The organism is Micromonospora musae (assembly GCF_003626635.1).
Classification (GTDB): Bacteria; Actinomycetota; Actinomycetes; order Mycobacteriales; family Micromonosporaceae; genus Micromonospora; species Micromonospora musae.
This window is the reverse complement of record NZ_RAZT01000001.1, coordinates 651,091-667,345: the sequence shown is the minus strand read 5'-3', so window position 1 is coordinate 667,345 and position 16,255 is coordinate 651,091. Positions and strand designations below refer to the sequence as shown.

Here is a 16,255-nt window from a genome sequence, read left to right as displayed (position 1 = left end):
ACGGGGTGGGATTCTGGGACGGGGGGTAGACGGGGTGGCTTTCCCGGTTGGGCGGGGGCGGCCCCCGGGGGGCCCCCGGGGGGGCCCGGGGGCCACCCCCAAAAAGGGGGGGCCGGCCCCAGGGGGGGCGGGGCGCCCCCCCCCCCCCCCCCCCCCGGGCGGACCGGTGGCGGCGGAGTGTCGTCCGGACCCTGCTGCGGGTCGGCCGAACGGATGGCTTTAAAATGAAAACCGTTGTTGTTAAGCTTGGTCACCGCGGAGCGAATCGGTCGCGCTCTCGGGACCGCCTCGACCGGCACACCCACGTCGTGGCACCGGCCGGTGTCATCGGCCCGGTCCCGCGGGGGTGGCGTCAGGGCCGAGTTGTCGGGCGCCCCTGCGGCGACCCGGTGAGCACGCAGAGCACGTACACCGGCGACCTCGCATCCTTCCTGTTCGGTCAGATTCTCGGGCTCTCCTACGGCGACGTCATCACCGTGGCGGTGGTCGGCGCGCTGCTGATCGCGGTGACGCTGCTGCTGCGCAAGGAACTCGTCACCGTGAGCCTGGACCGGGAGACCGCCGCCGCCTCGGGTCTGCCCGTCTTCTGGCTCGACACCGTGCTGTACGTGATGGTGACCCTGGCGATCGTCATCTCCCTGCAGGCGGTCGGCAACATCCTCGTCCTCGCGTTGTTGATCACCCCGGCCGCCTCGGCCCGGATGCTCACCGAGCGTCTCGGCGTGATGATGCTGCTCGCCGCCGGCATCGGCGTGGTCTGTGCGGTCGCCGGCCTGTACGTCTCCTACTACTACAACCTGGCCTCGGGTGGGCTGATCGTGCTCTGCCTGACCCTGGTGTTCGCCGGGTGCTGGCTGGCCGCGCCTCGGTACGGGCTCTTCGCCCGGCGACGCACCGGCCGACCGCCCGCGGCCGTAGCAGCCTGACGAACGAGTAGTTCTCGCGCCCGCAGCCGTCTGCCACGGCTGCGGGCGCTGCCGTCGTCAGGTCTTTCGCAATCTAACGAAAACGACTATCGTTTTCATTAGACGGTCCGACAAGGACCCAGGAGAGGAGCATCTTCGTGCGTAAGTCCATCCGGCTGTTGCTCGCCTCGGGAGTGACGACCGCGGCGCTCGTCGCCACCGCGCTCCCGGCGCAGGCCGCCGCGGTCACGTTGAAGGCCGGGCACCTCGACGTCGTCGACGTCGCCTACGAGGACGGCGATCTGGAGATCGGCGTCCACGACGAGGAGAACGACGTCGAGTACGCCACCGACGAGGTCAAGCTCGTCGTCAAGCGCCAGGCCAAGGTCACCGTCCCGGACAATCCGGCCTTCGCCTTCCTCGGCCGTCCCGGCGTGGCGGAGGTCTGGATCCTGCCCGAGATCCAGAACAGCGAACTGATCTGGCCCGGAATCGCGGCCGAGGAGATCGAGGCGGGCGTCGTCGCCGCCGACTCACTGACCCTGAGGCTCCAGTCGGTGGCGGGCCCGGGTCAGCTCGCCATCTACACCGAGGACGCCGTCGGGCAGCCGACGATCCTCGCCGACAGCGGCGACGGAGTGCCCGACGCCATCACGCTCGCCGCCGGGGACCACACCCACGCCAACTGGGCCTTCGACCGCTCCGGCGACTACCGAGTGACCGTCCAGGCCACCGGCACCCTCGCGGCGACCGGCCAGAGCGTCACCTCCGCCCCGGCCACCCTGCGCCTCGTGGTCAAGGCGTGAGCGCCGTGCGTACCCGCAACCAGCTCCTCGCCGGGCTCGCCCTGACCGTCGCGCTGCTCGCCGGCGCGTCCGCCCCGGCCGTGGCGGCTCCGATCGTGCTGTCCAGCGGCCACGTGGACGTCATCGACGTGGACTACACCGGCGGCGCCCTCACCGTCGACCTGCTCGACGGCACCGGCACGACCGACGTGGAGCGCAACCCCGCCGACGTGGTTCTCCAGGTGCCGAGCGCCGCCCGGCTCACCGTTCCCGCCGGCGGCGCCTGGTCGTTCCTCGGCTCGGGCGGCCAGGCCTGGGTGCTGCCACAGGCCAGCACCGCCGGCCTGCTCTGGGCGGGCTGGAACACCACCGACGTGCCCAGCGGCGTGCTCCAGAACAACCGGGTGTCGTTCCGGCTCACCAACGTCACCGGGCCGGCCGGCTTCAGCATCTACACCGTCTCCGGCGGTACGCCGACCGTCCTGTTCGACAGCGGCAACGGACTGCCCGGCACGTTGAACGTCAACCGAAACACCCACGCCCACGTCAACTGGGGCTTCGACGCCGCCGGCACCTACACGGTCACCTTCGAGGTCACCGGCACCCGGGCCGGCGACGGCAGCACGATCAGCTCCGGCGCCAAGACCTGGACCTTCGAGGTCCTCGCCTGACCGCCGCCGAGGCGTCACCGCCCCGATAGGCGACGCCCCTGCACGAGCGACACCGGCGGTACGGAGCCGGCCGGCGCGATCTGATCCTCGCGTCGGCCGGCCCCGGCGGCAGCCATGGACGGGACCTTCGACGCACCTTTCGTCGGAGGCGGACAGGAGACGTTGGTGCGACGGGCGAAAGCATCGACTCGCGTCATCGGACGGGCTACCCTCCGGAGCAGACGACCATCGATGCGTGGGGGTGCCGTGTCCCGCCGAACCGGAAGACCCTCCTATCTCACCACCCCGCCCACCCGGCGACCGAAACCGGCGGTGGTCGCGGCCGCCGTCGCGGTCGCACTCGCCCTCGGCCTGCTCGGCGGGGTGATCGGCTTCAACGTCGGGCGGCCGACGCAGGTCGAGTCGACCGTCGACCAGCTGCGTAGGGCGGAGGCCGAGCGCGACGTCCAGCAGATCATCGAGCTGACCGCGGCGGCACGGGGGATCGGCGAGCAGCTCACGCCGATCCTGGAGTCGATCCAGCAGGCCGCCGAGACCGGGCGTATGCCCGAGGCGTCGCAGGCCCGACAGTGGCAGCAGACCGTGCGGCAACTCGTCGAGACGTTCGCCGACCCACCGTCGGGCACGACCGCCACCAATGTGGCGCGTGGCAGCCTCAAGGGCGCGGTGGAGCAGACCGGGGTCGCGGTCGACACCGTGGCCCTGGCCGTGACCAAGCCCGTCCCCGCCCGCAACGAGTACCTGGGGCTGGCGGCGCGGCAGGCCGCGCTCGCGTCGACCGCGTGGTCGGTGGCCGCGACGCAGCTCGACCAGATCAACATCGACTCGGGGCAGGGGCACCAGCACGTCCACCTCGGGCCAGGGGAGGCGGACGGCGCCTTCGCTCCGGACGGTGCCGCCGAGGGCTCCGGCGGCTTGACCGGGCGGTGATGCGGACGGGCGCCAACCACGGCAACGGGTTGAGGTCCCGCTTGCGGTGCTAAGCCGTGTTCAGAAGCGTTCGTTGCCCTCGTTGCGGTACGCCGCCACGGCCAGCTGAGTGGCTGTGTGGGAGGATCTGAGGCGTGACCTTCCGCAGAAGGGGTTGTGCCTCGTAGGCGCCCAGGATCGCTACGTCACCGGGCGTCGATCACGCGAAGCCCGTGGATCCGTTATCGGGACGTTCCTGGACTGTCCGGTCCCGCGAACGCTGCTGTCCGCCTCTTGGAGGGGCGGCGGTGGCTGCCGGGCATGGTGGCCGTCGCGGTCAGCGTGTGGGGCGTGCACGCATACGACAATCGGCGACGGTGGAGACCGTGGGAAGCCGAGTTCACCTGTTCCTGCTGTGGTGAGGGCTGGGCACGAATGCGCTTGGAAGAGGCAATCGCCATGCATGCCTGGTCATGCCGCGCGAGAGCTTCGAGCTTTAGTCGACGGCCTGGATGAGGCCCTGTTGAGGCGCACTCATCACGATCCTCAAACGCCGGGTGACGATCCTTGGTGGCTGCGCCGCTGCTGAGTGCCAACGATCGTGTCGATGGTCGATACGCGGCGAGATCTCCGGTAGATGGTTCATCGACCAAGACAGACCATCAGCGCGGAACCCTCCTGGCCAGGGTACCGGTGACGAGGCGGTTCGACCTGACCGACGTGCAGTGGGCGGTGCTACAGCCGCTCCTGCCGAAGGGCAAGAAGCCAGGACGGCCGCCGAAATGGAGTAAACGGCAGCTCATCGACGGGATTCGGTGGCGGGTCCGGGTGGGCTACCGTGGCGGGACTTGCCGGAATGCTACGGGCCCTGGTAGACGGTCTACGGGCTGTTCCGGCGCTGGCAACGGGCAGGAGTCTGGCAGCGGATCGTCACCGGGCTGCAGGCCCGCGCCCACGCGGCCGGGCTGATCACCTGGGACGTCAGCGTCGACTCCACCATCACCCGGGCCCAACAGCACGCCGCTGGCGCCCGAACTCAGCCGCATTTGCAGAAGGAAACACCGCGCGGGGTTGAGATGGAACCTACCCACCACGCGCTGGGCCGCTCACGCGGCCGCTGGACCACCAAGCTGCACCTGGGCTGCGAGCAGGGCCAGAAACCCCTGGCCATGCTGCTGACCGCCGGGCAACGCGGTGACAGGAGCACGGCGAGCGTGGCCAGGGCGAGCACGGAGAGCACAGGCCGCGCCGCCAGGTCGTTGAGCCAGGTCTGGGGTACCGCCACGTTGATGGTCGCGGCGGCCATGGCGCCGAGCACGAGGAAGCCGCCGGCGTGTACGACGTCGTGCCGGCAGGCCACCCAGAACGCCTCCCACTTCGGCAGCCTGTCGAGGTGGGCGCGGTGGGGTAGGCGGATCCACTCGACGCGGCCGAGACGCAGCCACAACCAGCCCATGAGCAGGGCGACGGCGAGGCTGGCACCGGCGCGGGCGGCCACCATCTCGGGGTTGCGAGGAAAGGCCACGGCGGTGGCGGTGAGCACGATCGGGTTGATCGCCGGCGCGGCGAGCAGGAACGCCAGCGCCGCGGCGGGCGTCACACCGCGGCGGATCAGCGACCCGGCGATCGGCACGGAGCCACACTCGCAGCCGGGCAGGACCACGCCGGCCACTCCGGCGACCGGAACGGCGAGGGCCGGCCGGCGGGGGAGCGCGCGAGCCCAGAACGAGCGAGGAACGAACACCGCGATGACGGCGGAGAGCACCACGCCGAAGACGAGGAACGGCACCGCCTGCACCAGCACCGACACGAACACCGTCAGCCAGGTCTGCAGCCGCGCGTCGGCCACCAGCTCGGAGATCTGCCGATGCAGGACGGCGACCAGAATGAGCAGGACGCAGAGGATCTCGATCGAGCCGAACGCGTGGCGGTGCGCCTGCGGAGCGGATCCGCCGCCGTCGGCCGGGGCTGGTTGGCCGGGGCGTGCAGGTGCCGGGGGGACAGGACCGTGCCGGTTGCTCGTACGCAGCGCAATCACCTACTCCGATGCGGGGAGGAACAGCCTGGAGCGACCGGCGCGGGTGCCCGGCGAGGTCGAAGCGTGCACATATGCGCAGCGCATAATGGGTCGGGCTCCCCGCGTATGCGGGCCGGGTCGGCAGTCAGCGACCGCGCCACGAGCGGCGCGTCCGAGAGCGGAGACGGCGGTACGGTGAACCAGGCGATGCCGAACGTAACCCGCAACACGCGTCAGCGCGGCGAGGTGCTGGCGCTCCTGCGCGAGGTTGACGGTTTCCACACCGCGCAGCAGCTGCACCAGATGCTTCTCGCCCGCGACGCGCGGGTCGGCCTGACCACCGTGTACCGCACCCTGCAGCTGCTGGTCGACGCCGGTGAAATCGACTCGACCCGGCTGCCCGGCGGGGAGCAGCTCTTTCGCAGGTGCAGCCAGAGTCGACACCACCATCACCTGGTGTGCCGTTCCTGCGGCCGGACGGTGGAGGTGGCGGGGCCCGCGGTGGAGCGATGGGCCGAACGGGTCGCCGGCGAGAACGGGTTCACCGATGTCGACCACACCCTGGAGATCTTCGGCACCTGCGCGGAGTGCGCCCGCTGACGTCGGGTGGACGGCGGGCATCGGATCAGACGGTCGCTGCCGCCGGCGGGCTCGACCCGTACGACTCCATCCGGAGGTCAGGACCGATCCGCGCCGTCAGGTAGAAAATGGCAACCGTTTCCATGAGCGGTACTGTAGCGGGCGGATCGGGCGATGGAGGCAAAAGGCGACGCGTGTCGCCGCTGCGCGCTTCCGGCCCCGCCGTTTGAGGTGGGGGCGCTATCGGAAACGAAAACCAATTGCATTAAGCTGCGGTGGCCCCCTCACTAAGGAGAAACCGGTGGCCGTACCGAAGCGCAAGATGTCCCGGTCCAACACCCGGCACCGACGGGCGAACTGGAAGGCGAGCGCCCCGCAGCTCACCCCGTGCCCCTGCCCACGGAAGGAAGCGGTGATGCCCCACCGCGCCTGCCCCCACTGCGGGCTCTACAAGGGACGTCAGATCGTGGACGTGCCGTGACCGGACGCCTGCCGGTCACCGTGCTCTCCGGCTTCCTCGGTGCCGGCAAGACCAGCCTGCTCAACCACGTTCTGCAGAACCGGGACGGGCTGCGGGTCGCGGTGATCGTCAACGACATGAGCGAGGTGAACATCGACGCTTCGCTGGTGCGCGAGGGTGGTTCGCTCTCCCGGACCACGGAGCGGCTGGTCGAGCTGACGAACGGCTGCATCTGCTGCACGCTCCGGGACGACCTGCTCGACGAGGTTGCTCGTCTGGCCCGACTGAACCGGTTCGACTACCTGCTCATCGAGTCGAGCGGTATCTCCGAGCCGATGCCGGTCGCCGCCACCTTCGCCTTCGGCGTCGAGGGCGGCCACGTGCTCGACGACCTGGCCCGGCTCGACACCACGGTGACCGTGGTGGACGCGGCCGGGGTGCTCAACCGGATCGAGGCCGGAGAGTCGCTGGAGGAGCGGGGACTCTCGGCCTACGAGGGCGACGACCGAACGATCGCCGACCTGCTGGTCGACCAGATCGAGTTCGCGGACGTACTGGTGGTCAACAAGACCGACCTGGTCGACTCCGAAGACCTGGCCGTGGTGCAGGCACTGCTCTCCCGCCTCAACCCCAACGCCCGGCAGATCCGTGCCACGCACGGCCGGGTGCCGCCGGCGGAGATCCTGAACACCGGCCTGTTCGACCTGGAGCGCGCCGAGACCGCACCCGGCTGGGTCGCCGAACTCAACGGCGAGCACGTTCCGGAGACCGAGGAGTACGGCATCGGCAGCCTCGTCTTCCGGGACCACCGACCGTTCCACCCCGACCGGCTCTGGGCGCTGCTCTCCGACGGCCTCGACCGCTTCGGGGTGATCCGCTCCAAGGGCTTCCTCTGGTTGGCCAGCCGCCCACATTTCCAGGCGCTCTGGTCCCAGGCCGGCTCCTCCGGGCGGTGCGAGCCGGTCGGAGTGCCGGTCGTCGTCTCCGGTCAGTGGCCTGAGGATCCGGCTGAACGGGCCGAGTTGGAAGCACGCTGGCATCCGCTGTTCGGCGACCGGCAGCAGGAGATCGTGCTGATCGGTGTCGGACTGGACGCGGACGGCCTGCGGGACAGGTTGACCGAATGCCTGCTCACCGCCGCCGAGCTCGCCGCCGGCGAGGACGCCTGGCGCGAGCTTCCCGACCCGTTCCCCGGATGGGACGTCGACGACCTCGTGGATCACCGTCACCAGCACGAGGAGCTGTCGGCTGGTGCTGGGCGCCGACCAGCGCCCATCTGATCGGCGACAGGCGCCCCTCCGGCGACACGCCCCGGACGCTCAGGATCGACGCTCCGACGCGGCCCCGCGAGGCACATGCACAGCATTCTTGGGGTTGTCTCGCGGCACAGCCCGAGCAGAGCGTGCGCTGGTGCCAAGCTCACGCGGACCGAACCGGAGCGCCGGTCCGCGTGAGCTTGACTCGGGCTTCTCCAGCGTCGAGCACCGGGTAGACGTCCCACCCCGGCCTGCGCGGCGCGCATCCCGGCGTAGATGACAGTCGCCCATCAAGGGCGTCGATCCGCCGGACCGGAGGTCATGGTGTGGACAGGGTGGCGATGAGATCAGCGGTACGTCCGAAGAGCGTCGCCATCGCGATGGGATCGATGTAGTCGTCATAGGAGACGATTTCGCCGTTGCGGACCCGGATCACGCCGAGCAGACGGAACCGGTACGGCCTGCCAGTGGCGTACGAGTGCCCGTAATGCTCGACCTCGGCGATCACGATCTCCGGGTCGTCGGTCGCCCGGACGATCACATCGGCTCCCTCGACGTCGAGCATCCGGCTCCGCCGGAGCTCAACGGGGTCGTGGAACGCGCGGATCGCATCGCGACCCCTCAGCTCCCGAGGCGTCCCGGGTGGTGCGAACGGGTAGCGCAGCACGCCGTCGGCGGCGAAGAGAGCGGCGAAATCGACGCTCTCCCCGGCCGCCATCCGACCGACCTGCTCAACGATCTCGCGCGGGGTGCGGATCATGACTTGCCTCCTCGGGTTCGCTAGGAACGAACCATGGCCAGAGACGCGTCCCACAACCGCGCCGCGTCGTCATCGTCGAGGGCGTGGGGCAGGACGGTGGACGCTTCCTCGGGCCGCAGCAGGACGCTGAGGTCCGTACTGAGGTCAGTCGTCAACTCGGCCTCGTTGCAATCCGCGAAGTACCGGCCGGAGACGCCCTCGACCAGTGGCGAGGCCGCGAGCAGGACGGAGGTGGCAGCGCCCTGCTCAAGGGTCTTCCAGGGTGCGTTGTCGAAGTGGGCTTGGGTCTCCGGGGTCATGCCTGCCAGCTGGTGACGCTGGAGGTTGGTCCGGATCGTGCCCGGCATCAGCGCGTTCGCGGTGATGCCGTCATTCGCCCAACGCTTGGCCGCTTCCACCGCGAGGAGCACGTTGGCGGTCTTGGACTGCCCGTAGGCGAGCCAGGGGTCGTAGGCGCGCCGCTCGAAGTGGATGTCGTCGAACATGATCGGCGATGTGCGGTGGCCGCTCGAGCTGACCGAGACGATGCGCGCTCCGTCGGCGGCGGCGAGCGCCGGATGCAGCCCGAGCGCCAGGTCGAAGTGCCCGAGATGGTTCGTCGCGAACTGTAGCTCCCACCCCTCGGGGGTGCGGTGCAGTTCGGGCAGCGCCATGACCCCAGCGTTGTTGACGAGGATGTGCAGCGGGCCGGTCCACTCGGCGGCGAATCGGGCGACCGAGGCGCGATCGGTCAGCTCCAGCTCGGCGGCGACCACCCTGGGATTGCCGGTCTTCTTGGCGATGTCCGAGGCCACCTGAGCGCCGGCTTCCATGTTTCGGACCGCGATCACCACCTCCGCGCCGGCTGCCGCCAGTGCGCGAGCTGTCTCTACGCCGATGCCGGAAGCCCCGCCGGTCACGATCGCTCGCTTGCCGTAGAGGTCGACGCCCGCGATGACGTCATCAGTGGTCGACGTCGCCCCGAAGGGGGTGGTGAGTCGAGCGTTGTACTTCATGCTCCTGCTCCAATAGATGCTGGTAGGCCAGTCTCCGTCTCGACCCCGATGTGGGCCCGGCGCGGGCCACGTGCAGCCTGACGCCGGGCCCGCCGGGGCGCCGCGTCTACTTCGCCAGCCCGAATCCACCGATGGTCGTCGTGAGGTTCTCGGCCAGGAGCTTGCGAATCTGCGCGCCCTGCGGGGTGGCCCAGTCCTTCGCGAGCTCACCGAGGACCGCGGCGGTGGTGATCAGGTTGACGCCGGCCTGGATCATGCGCAGCCGCGCCACCTCTTCGGAGTACTGGAACACCGATCCTCCGGCGTCGAGCACCGCGTACACGTCGTACCCGGCCTGCTTGGCGCTGAGGGCGGTGTAGACCAGGCAGCCGTCGTTGGTGGTCCCGGCCATGATCAGTGTCCGGCGGCCGGTGGCCTCGACGGCCCGCACGAACTCCGGGTCGTCCCAGGAGTCGACGATGCCGGTTCGCTTGATCCGGCTCGCGTAGGCCTCCGGGTCGACCTCCGCCAGCTCGGGGATCCACCAGTCCTGGTTGTCGTCCTCGGTGCTGCTGGTCCAGACGTTGGGGATGTCGAGGACCTTCGCCGCCTTCACCATCGTGACGCTGTTCAGCTTGGCGATCTCGGGCGGTTGGGTCTTGATGAATCCCATCGAGATGACCTGGTGGTCGATCAGGATAAGCGCGCTGTCCTGTGCCTTCAGGTTTGTCATTGTCCGTAACTCCATATCGGGTTCGGTGGGCCCTCGTGGGTCCACTCCTGGTTTCTGGGCGGTTTGGCAGGTGGTGCCGGGTTCGGTTCGGGCTAGACGCAGCCGTCCGGGGTGCAGACGCCGTCGGCGCCGTCGACGACCGGCAGCGACCAGGCCTTGGGGTGACTCTCGTCCCACGCCTTGGTGATCACCGCCAGCAGGTCGTCGGTGCCGATGGCGCCGGGGACGGCGAAGCGGCCGTCGAAGACGAGGAACGGCGCGCCGCGGGCGCCGAGGCGATGCGCCTCACGCTGGTCGGCCGCCACCCGGGCCTGGTAACGGCGGCTGCGCAGCGCCTTGGCTGCCTCCGCGCGGTCCAGACCCACCTCGGCGGCGAAGCCGAGGACCTCGTCGGTGGTCCACAGCTTGCGGGCCTGCCCGAAGTGGGCACGGAACATCGCCGTCCAGATCTCGTTGCCCCGGCCCTGGTCCGCCGCGTAGGCGAGCAGCTCGTGGGCCAGGTCGGTCGGGCCGAGCGTGCGGTCGACCGCGTGGTAGGGCGTCAGCCCCTCCGCCTTGGCGGCTCGCTCGATCGGCCGCAGGACCTGGTTCACGGTCGACGCGGGCGCCCCGGCCATCTCGATCAGCTTCCGCTGGGTCACGCCCGACCGCGGCAGGTCGGGGTGCAGCTGGAACGACCGGTGGACGACCTGCACCTGGTCGCCGTGGGCGAACCGGCCCAGGGCCAGGTGCAGCCGATGATCCATCAGCCCGCAGTACGGGCAGACGATGTCCGACCAGAACTCGATCTTCATGGCACCTCCTCCTAATTCTTACTTCCTGTTCGTAGCCCCATCATGCATTAGAATTTGAGAGCCACAAAAGGCACATTCGTGTGCGTAGCGACCGAGTGACGGAGTAGGCGGAGATGATGAGGGCAGAGGATCTTCGGCGGACCCGAACCAACGTCCGGGCGAACGTCCGGAACGTTCCAGGGCCCTGTGCGCACTGGAACGACGAGGACGCCGACTTCATCCGCGAGGTCCTGGATCTTGTCGGCGACAAGTGGAGCGTGCTGATCATCGGCACGCTCGCCGACCATCCCGTCCGCTACTCGGATCTGGCCGACGCGATCCCCGGCATCTCCCAGCGCATGCTCACGCTGACCCTCAAGCATCTGCAGCGCACCGGGCTGGTCAGCCGGACCTCCTACCCGGAAGTCCCGCCCCGCGTCGAGTACGCCCTTACCGAACTCGGCAGATCGCTGCTCTCCACGGTCCTGGCCCTGGCGGCCTGGTCCGCCGACCACCACGGCGAGATCCGCCGCCACCAGACCGAGTACGACAGCGCCGACGAGACATAGCCGCGCGGGGCGGCCGATCCCCCTGGGGCGCCAGCACTCGGCGATCGACCGGATTTGATCGGTTGGTGTTCGAATCTGGTGGGATCATGTTGACTTTAGATCGATGATGATGGTTGATTGTTACTCATCGATCATTGGCGGCTGTCTACCCGAGCGCGCCGGCTCCTGCCGGCCACCGTCCCGGTTCTCCGGCCCGCCACACCTCCGTCGTGCGAAAGGGACCCTGACGCATGAAGGTATTCACCGCGCTGTTGGCCGCCGCCCTCGTGGCCACCAGCGCCCCCACCGCCGCGCGTGCCGACGCCACCTGGCAGCCGGGCACACCACCGATCGCCACCCCATGGACCGACGAGGTCTCCGCCGACAACGCCCTCCCCGAGTACCCCCGCCCCCAACTCGTCCGCGCGAAGTGGCAGAGCCTCAACGGCGTCTGGCAGTTCGCCGGCGCGACGCAGGGCGAGGCCCCGCCCTTCGGTGAGCAGCTCGGCGAACGGGTGCTGGTGCCGTACCCGATCGAATCGGCGCTCTCCGGGATCCAGCGACACGAGGACCGGATGTGGTACCGGCGCACGTTCCAGGTGCCCAGGAACTGGCAGGTCGGGGAGCGCGGCGACCGGTTGCGGCTCAACTTCGGCGCGATCGACTACGAGGCGACGGTCTGGGTCAACGGCATCGAGGTCGCGACCCACCGCGGCGGCTTCGACGGCTTCACCGCCGACGTCACCGACGCGCTGCGCGGCCGGGGCGCCCAGGAGCTGGTGGTCGGGGTCACCGACCGCACCGACCAGACATGGCAACCCGTCGGCAAGCAGCGCAACGTCCCGGACCGGGGCATCTTCTACACCTCGGCGTCCGGCATCTGGCAGAGCGTCTGGATGGAGCCGGTGTCGGCGAGCCACGTCGAGCGGTTGCAGATGACGCCGGATCTCGACGACAAGAGCCTGCGCCTCACCCCGCACGTCGCCGCCGGCAGCGGTCGGACGGTCGAGGCCGTCGCGTACGACGGCAAGCGGATCGTCGGCCGGGTCTCCGGTCCGGCCGGCACCCAACTGCGGCTCCCGGTGTCGAAGCCGAAGCTCTGGTCGCCCGACTCCCCACACCTGTACGACCTCAAGGTTCGGGTGCGTCAGGGCGGGAAGGTCGTCGACCAGGTCGACTCGTACTTCGGCATGCGCGAGGTGGGCAAGGCCAAGGGCGCCGACGGCAAGCTCTACCTCACCCTCAACGGCAAGATCCTGTTCAACATGTCCACCCTGGACCAGGGGTACTGGCCCGACGGCATCTACACCGCGCCGACCGACGAGGCGCTGCGGTTCGACATCGCCGAGACCAAGCGGCTCGGGTTCAACACGATCCGCAAGCACATCAAGGTGGAGCCCGACCGCTGGTACTACTGGGCCGACAAGCTCGGTCTCATGGTGTGGCAGGACATGCCCTCCATGCGCACCGGCGGCACCCCGCCCGTCGACGCCCAGCAGGAGTTCGAGCGGCAGCTGCGCGAGATCGTCACGGAGCACCAGAGCTGGACCTCCATCACCACCTGGGTGCCGTTCAACGAGGGCTGGGGCGAGTGGGACCGTACGGCGACCGGACGGATCGCCGACGAGCTGCGCGTGCAGGACCCGAGCCGGCTGGTCAACGCCCACAGCGGCGTGAACTGCTGCGCCTCCCGGGGCGACTCCGGCCGCGGCGACATGATCGACTTCCATCAGTACGTCGGCCCGGCGTCACCGGCGCCGACGGCCGACCGGGTGGCCGTCGACGGCGAACACGGCGGGTTCGGCCTGGAGGTCGACGGTCACATGTGGTTCGGCGAGGGCCACGCCTACGAGATGACCCCGGACAGCGCCACCCTCACCCGCCGCTACGTCGAGAACCAGCAGGACCTGCTGACCGTGGCCAACCGGTGCGGGCTCTCCGGCGGCGTCTACACCCAGACGACCGACGTGGAACACGAGGTCAACGGCTTCTACACCTACGACCGCCAGATCAAGAAGATGGACTTCGCCCGGGTACGGGAGATCAACCGGGCCATCGTCCGCTCGGTCGACGGCACCGGCGCGGACCTGCCGCCGCCAGGGTCCGGCACGCCCGGGCTGACCGGCGTGGGCTACTGGCCGCTCGACGAAGGCACCGGCACGGCCGCCGAGGACCTGGCCGGCGACCACGACGGGACCCTGGTCAACGGCGCGAGCTGGACGGCGGGCCGGTCCGGTGGCGCGGTGCAGCTCAACGGCGTCAACCAGTACGTCGACACCGGCGCGGCGATCCTCGACACCACCGGCAGCTACACGGCGTCGGCCTGGGTGCGGCTGGACAGCCTCGGCGGATTCGCCACCGCCGTGAGCCAGGACGGCAACACCAACAGCGCCTTCTTCCTCCAGTACTCCGGCGCGGACAACCGGTTCGCGTTCAGCTTCGCCGGGGTACGGGCGCTGGCCGCCACCGCGCCGGAGGCGGGGCGCTGGTACCACCTGACGGGCGTGCGGGACGCCGCCACCGGCTCGCTCACGCTCTACGTGGACGGCCAGCCGGCGGGTACGGCGAGCTCCTGCGTCGGCGACGCGTCCAGCGGCCACACCGTGATCGGCCGCGCCAAGTTCAACGGCAACCCGGTCGACTACTGGCGCGGCGCCGTCGACCAGGTACACGTCTACGACCGGGCGCTCTCGGCGACCGAGGTGGCCCAGCTGCACACCTCCGGCCAGTGACGCGACGGCCCCGACGAGCGCGCAGGTCGTGACCGGCATCCCCTAGTGGGGTGTCCAGGAACGTTCACCGGGCCGCGCCGGGCCCAGACGACGACCGGCGGCGTTGGAGTCGGGCCTGGATACAACACCGGTATCCGGGCCCGACTCCGCCTTGCCGGATCGCCGCCTGGACCTCGCCGCGACACCGCCAACGTTCCTGGACACCCCACTGGCCGGAACGGGCGGCACGCACAAGGTAGGTCCGGATCGATGTCGGTCCGGACCTACCTTGCGTTCCGGGGTAGGAGACTCGCCTCCGCGCCGGCTGCTCGCCGCCGGCCAGGCTCAGGCGAGGCCGGCGTCGTGGGCGAGGAGCGCTATCTGGGTGCGGTTGTCGAGGTCGAGCTTGGTCAGGATGTGCGACACGTGGGTCTTCACGGTGGCCAGGGTCATGTCGAGCGCGGTGGCGATCTCGGCGTTGTTGCTGCCGTGGCCGATCGCCACCACGACGTCGTGCTCGCGCGGGCTGAGCGCCGCGAGGATCGCCCTGGCCCGGGCGTACGCCCCGGCCTGGACGGCGACCCGGTCCATCAGCCGGCGGGTGATCCGCGGGGAGAGGATCGGCTCGCCGGCCGCGACCTGCCGCACCGCCTCGGCGATCCGGGCCGGCGGGGTGTCCTTGAGCAGGAATCCGCTGGCCCCGGCGCGCAGTGCGTGCAGGATGTTCTCGTCCGTGTCGAAGGTCGTCAGCACGATGACCTCGGGCGGCCGGGGGCGGGCCCGCAGCCGGCGGGTGGCGGCGATGCCGTCGACCCGGGGCATCCGTAGGTCCATCAGCACCACGTCGGGGGAGTGCCGGTCGGCCGCGGCCGGCACCTGGTCACCGTCGGCGGCCTCACCGACCACGGCGATGCCGTCTGCGCCGTCGAGCATCATGGTCAGTCCGGCGCGCACGAGCGCGTCGTCGTCGACGACGAGCACACGCACCAACGGGTTCACGCGGGCCATGGTATCGACGCGCGCAGCCGGAACTCGCCGCCGGCCACCTGATGGTCGAGCTGCCCGCCGGCCAGGTGCACCCGCTCGGTGAGCCCGACCAGCCCGGCGCCGCCGGACCAGCCGGGCGGCGTGGTGCGGTGCGCCGCGAGCGGGTTGCACACGTCGATCTCCAGGCCGACGCCGGGCCCGCCGCGCAGGGCGACCCGCACCGGCCGCCCGGCAGCGTGCTTGCGGGCGTTGGTCAGACCCTCCTGGATCACCCGGTACGCCGTGCGCGCCACCACCGGGGGCGCCTCGGCCGGTTCGTCCACCGCCTCGCGCAGCAGCACCTCCGCGCCGGCGTCGCGGGACTCCTCCACCAGGCGCGGCACGTCGGCCAGCACCGGCTGCGGTCGCCTCCCCTCCGGCTGCGGTGGGTCGTCGTCACGCAGCAACGAGATCACCTCGCGTAGCTCCTCGAGCGCCTGATGCACCCCGTCGCGGACCACCCCGGCGGCCCGCGACAACTGCTCGGGCGAGGAGTCCGGCCGGTACTCCATCGCTCCGGCGAACGTGGCCAGCAACGACAGGCGGTGGGCGAGCACGTCGTGCATCTCCCGGGCGATCTGGCGCCGTTCCAGCATGCGCGCCTCGGCCACCCGGCGGCCCTGCTCCGCCTCGGCGCGTACGGCCCGGTCGTGCAGCGAGCGGATCAGCGCAGTGCGGGCCTGCGCCCACGCGCCCCAGCCGAGCAGCGCGCCGTAGCCGATGGTGACCAGCACCAGCCACCAGCCGTACGACATGCCGCCGTGGGACCGCCAGGCACCCTGCACGGCGTGCGCGGCGAGCCCGGCCACCGCCACCGCGACCGCGACCGGGAAGCGCCGACGCCGGGCCACCTGCAGCGCGCCGATCGTGGCCGGCGGGGTGGCCGCCGGCGACATCGCGGCCAGCACGGTGAGCACCGCCGTGGTGGCGACCGGCCGCCACAGCGCCAACGGCGTCAGCAGCCAGCTCAGCGCCCCGGCCGCGAGGTCGACAGCGAAGAGCGAACCGAGCGGGTGGTCGACCCACCAGGCCAGCAGCGTCGCCGCGACGAGCACGCCCGACGCCCCCAGGACGGCGGCGATGAGCGGCGTGCCGGGGCGTCGGTCGCAGTCTTCCGGGCCGAGGGAGAACCTGTTCACGCGGGAAGG

16 protein-coding genes and 1 pseudogene are annotated in these 16,255 nt (G+C 70.5%); 10 read left to right on the top strand and 7 right to left on the bottom strand.

Annotated features, from left to right (window positions below; translation table 11 throughout):
* Window positions 1–407: 407 nt before the first annotated feature.
* The 5 genes and pseudogenes from D7044_RS02970 to D7044_RS33375 all read left to right on the top strand — a co-directional run.
* Window positions 408–926, top strand: a pseudogene (locus D7044_RS02970) (iron chelate uptake ABC transporter family permease subunit); the annotation flags it as partial.
* Between the two features lie 137 nt (window positions 927–1,063).
* Window positions 1,064–1,711 (top strand): choice-of-anchor M domain-containing protein, encoded by a 648-nt coding sequence (locus D7044_RS02965; protein WP_120687877.1) that lies wholly within the window; start codon window positions 1,064–1,066, stop codon window positions 1,709–1,711.
* Window positions 1,712–1,716: 5 nt separating this feature from the next.
* Complete coding sequence (locus D7044_RS02960) at window positions 1,717–2,361, top strand: choice-of-anchor M domain-containing protein (protein WP_411710961.1); 645 nt, start codon at window positions 1,717–1,719, stop codon at window positions 2,359–2,361.
* Between the two features lie 246 nt (window positions 2,362–2,607).
* A complete protein-coding gene (locus tag D7044_RS02955) occupies window positions 2,608–3,291 on the top strand; it encodes a hypothetical protein (RefSeq protein WP_120687875.1) in 684 nt (227 codons plus the stop codon).
* A 549-nt stretch (window positions 3,292–3,840) separates the two neighbouring features.
* The gene (locus D7044_RS33375; RefSeq protein WP_199716423.1) at window positions 3,841–4,239 is read left to right on the top strand and encodes a transposase; all 399 of its coding nucleotides are present in this window, start codon (window positions 3,841–3,843) and stop codon (window positions 4,237–4,239) included.
* Window positions 4,240–4,306: 67 nt separating this feature from the next.
* On the opposite strand, the gene D7044_RS02945 is transcribed toward D7044_RS33375, so the two are convergent.
* A complete protein-coding gene (locus tag D7044_RS02945) occupies window positions 4,307–5,299 on the bottom strand; it encodes a permease (protein ID WP_199716450.1) in 993 nt (330 codons plus the stop codon).
* Between the two features lie 114 nt (window positions 5,300–5,413).
* Here D7044_RS02945 and D7044_RS02940 point away from each other — a divergent pair, with 114 nt between their 5' ends.
* From D7044_RS02940 to D7044_RS02930, 3 genes are all read left to right on the top strand, one after another.
* Entirely contained in the window at window positions 5,414–5,887 is a 474-nt protein-coding gene (locus tag D7044_RS02940; protein WP_120675878.1) for a Fur family transcriptional regulator, read from the top strand.
* A 280-nt stretch (window positions 5,888–6,167) separates the two neighbouring features.
* On the top strand, window positions 6,168–6,347 hold the full coding sequence (gene rpmF, locus D7044_RS02935) for a 50S ribosomal protein L32 (RefSeq protein ID WP_120675880.1): 180 nt from the start codon (window positions 6,168–6,170) through the stop codon (window positions 6,345–6,347).
* Window positions 6,344–7,606, top strand: a complete 1,263-nt coding sequence (locus D7044_RS02930) for a GTP-binding protein (RefSeq protein WP_120687874.1) — start codon at window positions 6,344–6,346, stop codon at window positions 7,604–7,606. The genes rpmF and D7044_RS02930 overlap by 4 nt, the downstream gene beginning before the upstream one ends.
* Before the next feature lie 295 nt (window positions 7,607–7,901).
* Here the strand turns inward: D7044_RS02930 and D7044_RS02925 are convergent, their stop codons facing one another.
* The 4 genes from D7044_RS02925 to D7044_RS02910 all read right to left on the bottom strand — a co-directional run bounded on the left by D7044_RS02925 (window position 7,902) and on the right by D7044_RS02910 (window position 10,843).
* Window positions 7,902–8,342: a nuclear transport factor 2 family protein gene (locus tag D7044_RS02925; protein WP_120675884.1), complete on the bottom strand. Its 441-nt coding sequence runs from the start codon at window positions 8,340–8,342 to the stop codon at window positions 7,902–7,904.
* A 20-nt stretch (window positions 8,343–8,362) separates the two neighbouring features.
* Complete coding sequence (locus D7044_RS02920) at window positions 8,363–9,337, bottom strand: SDR family NAD(P)-dependent oxidoreductase (protein WP_120687873.1); 975 nt, start codon at window positions 9,335–9,337, stop codon at window positions 8,363–8,365.
* A gap of 106 nt (window positions 9,338–9,443) precedes the next feature.
* Window positions 9,444–10,049 carry an isochorismatase family protein gene (locus tag D7044_RS02915; RefSeq protein ID WP_120687872.1) on the bottom strand — a complete coding sequence of 202 codons (606 nt, stop codon included), beginning with the start codon at window positions 10,047–10,049 and terminating at the stop codon, window positions 9,444–9,446.
* A 92-nt stretch (window positions 10,050–10,141) separates the two neighbouring features.
* Window positions 10,142–10,843, bottom strand: coding sequence for a DsbA family oxidoreductase (locus D7044_RS02910; protein ID WP_120675890.1), 702 nt, complete (start codon window positions 10,841–10,843; stop codon window positions 10,142–10,144).
* Between the two features lie 113 nt (window positions 10,844–10,956).
* Between D7044_RS02910 and D7044_RS02905 the strand changes: the two genes are divergently transcribed.
* Window positions 10,957–11,391, top strand: a complete 435-nt coding sequence (locus tag D7044_RS02905) for a winged helix-turn-helix transcriptional regulator (protein ID WP_233563054.1) — start codon at window positions 10,957–10,959, stop codon at window positions 11,389–11,391.
* Between the two features lie 230 nt (window positions 11,392–11,621).
* The gene (locus D7044_RS02900; RefSeq protein WP_120687871.1) at window positions 11,622–14,102 is read left to right on the top strand and encodes a LamG-like jellyroll fold domain-containing protein; all 2,481 of its coding nucleotides are present in this window, start codon (window positions 11,622–11,624) and stop codon (window positions 14,100–14,102) included.
* 324 nt (window positions 14,103–14,426) lie between these two features.
* Here D7044_RS02900 and D7044_RS02895 read toward each other — a convergent pair whose 3' ends face one another.
* Both D7044_RS02895 and D7044_RS02890 read right to left on the bottom strand, forming a co-directional pair.
* Window positions 14,427–15,089: a response regulator gene (locus D7044_RS02895; protein WP_120675894.1), complete on the bottom strand. Its 663-nt coding sequence runs from the start codon at window positions 15,087–15,089 to the stop codon at window positions 14,427–14,429.
* A complete protein-coding gene (locus D7044_RS02890) occupies window positions 15,077–16,246 on the bottom strand; it encodes a sensor histidine kinase (protein WP_233564847.1) in 1,170 nt (389 codons plus the stop codon). The genes D7044_RS02895 and D7044_RS02890 overlap by 13 nt, the downstream gene beginning before the upstream one ends.
* Between the last annotated feature and the right edge of the window lie 9 nt (window positions 16,247–16,255).

Coding starts and splice junctions, on each gene's coding strand:
- D7044_RS02940 (WP_120675878.1), top strand. CDS start 5,414: ATGCGGGCCGGGTCGGCAGTCAGCGACCGCGCCACGAGCGGCGCGTCC.
- D7044_RS02920 (WP_120687873.1), bottom strand. CDS start 9,337: ATGAAGTACAACGCTCGACTCACCACCCCCTTCGGGGCGACGTCGACC.
- D7044_RS02895 (WP_120675894.1), bottom strand. CDS start 15,089: ATGGCCCGCGTGAACCCGTTGGTGCGTGTGCTCGTCGTCGACGACGAC.
- D7044_RS02905 (WP_233563054.1), top strand. CDS start 10,957: ATGATGAGGGCAGAGGATCTTCGGCGGACCCGAACCAACGTCCGGGCG.
- D7044_RS02900 (WP_120687871.1), top strand. CDS start 11,622: ATGAAGGTATTCACCGCGCTGTTGGCCGCCGCCCTCGTGGCCACCAGC.
- D7044_RS02910 (WP_120675890.1), bottom strand. CDS start 10,843: ATGAAGATCGAGTTCTGGTCGGACATCGTCTGCCCGTACTGCGGGCTG.
- D7044_RS02925 (WP_120675884.1), bottom strand. CDS start 8,342: ATGATCCGCACCCCGCGCGAGATCGTTGAGCAGGTCGGTCGGATGGCG.
- D7044_RS02915 (WP_120687872.1), bottom strand. CDS start 10,049: ATGACAAACCTGAAGGCACAGGACAGCGCGCTTATCCTGATCGACCAC.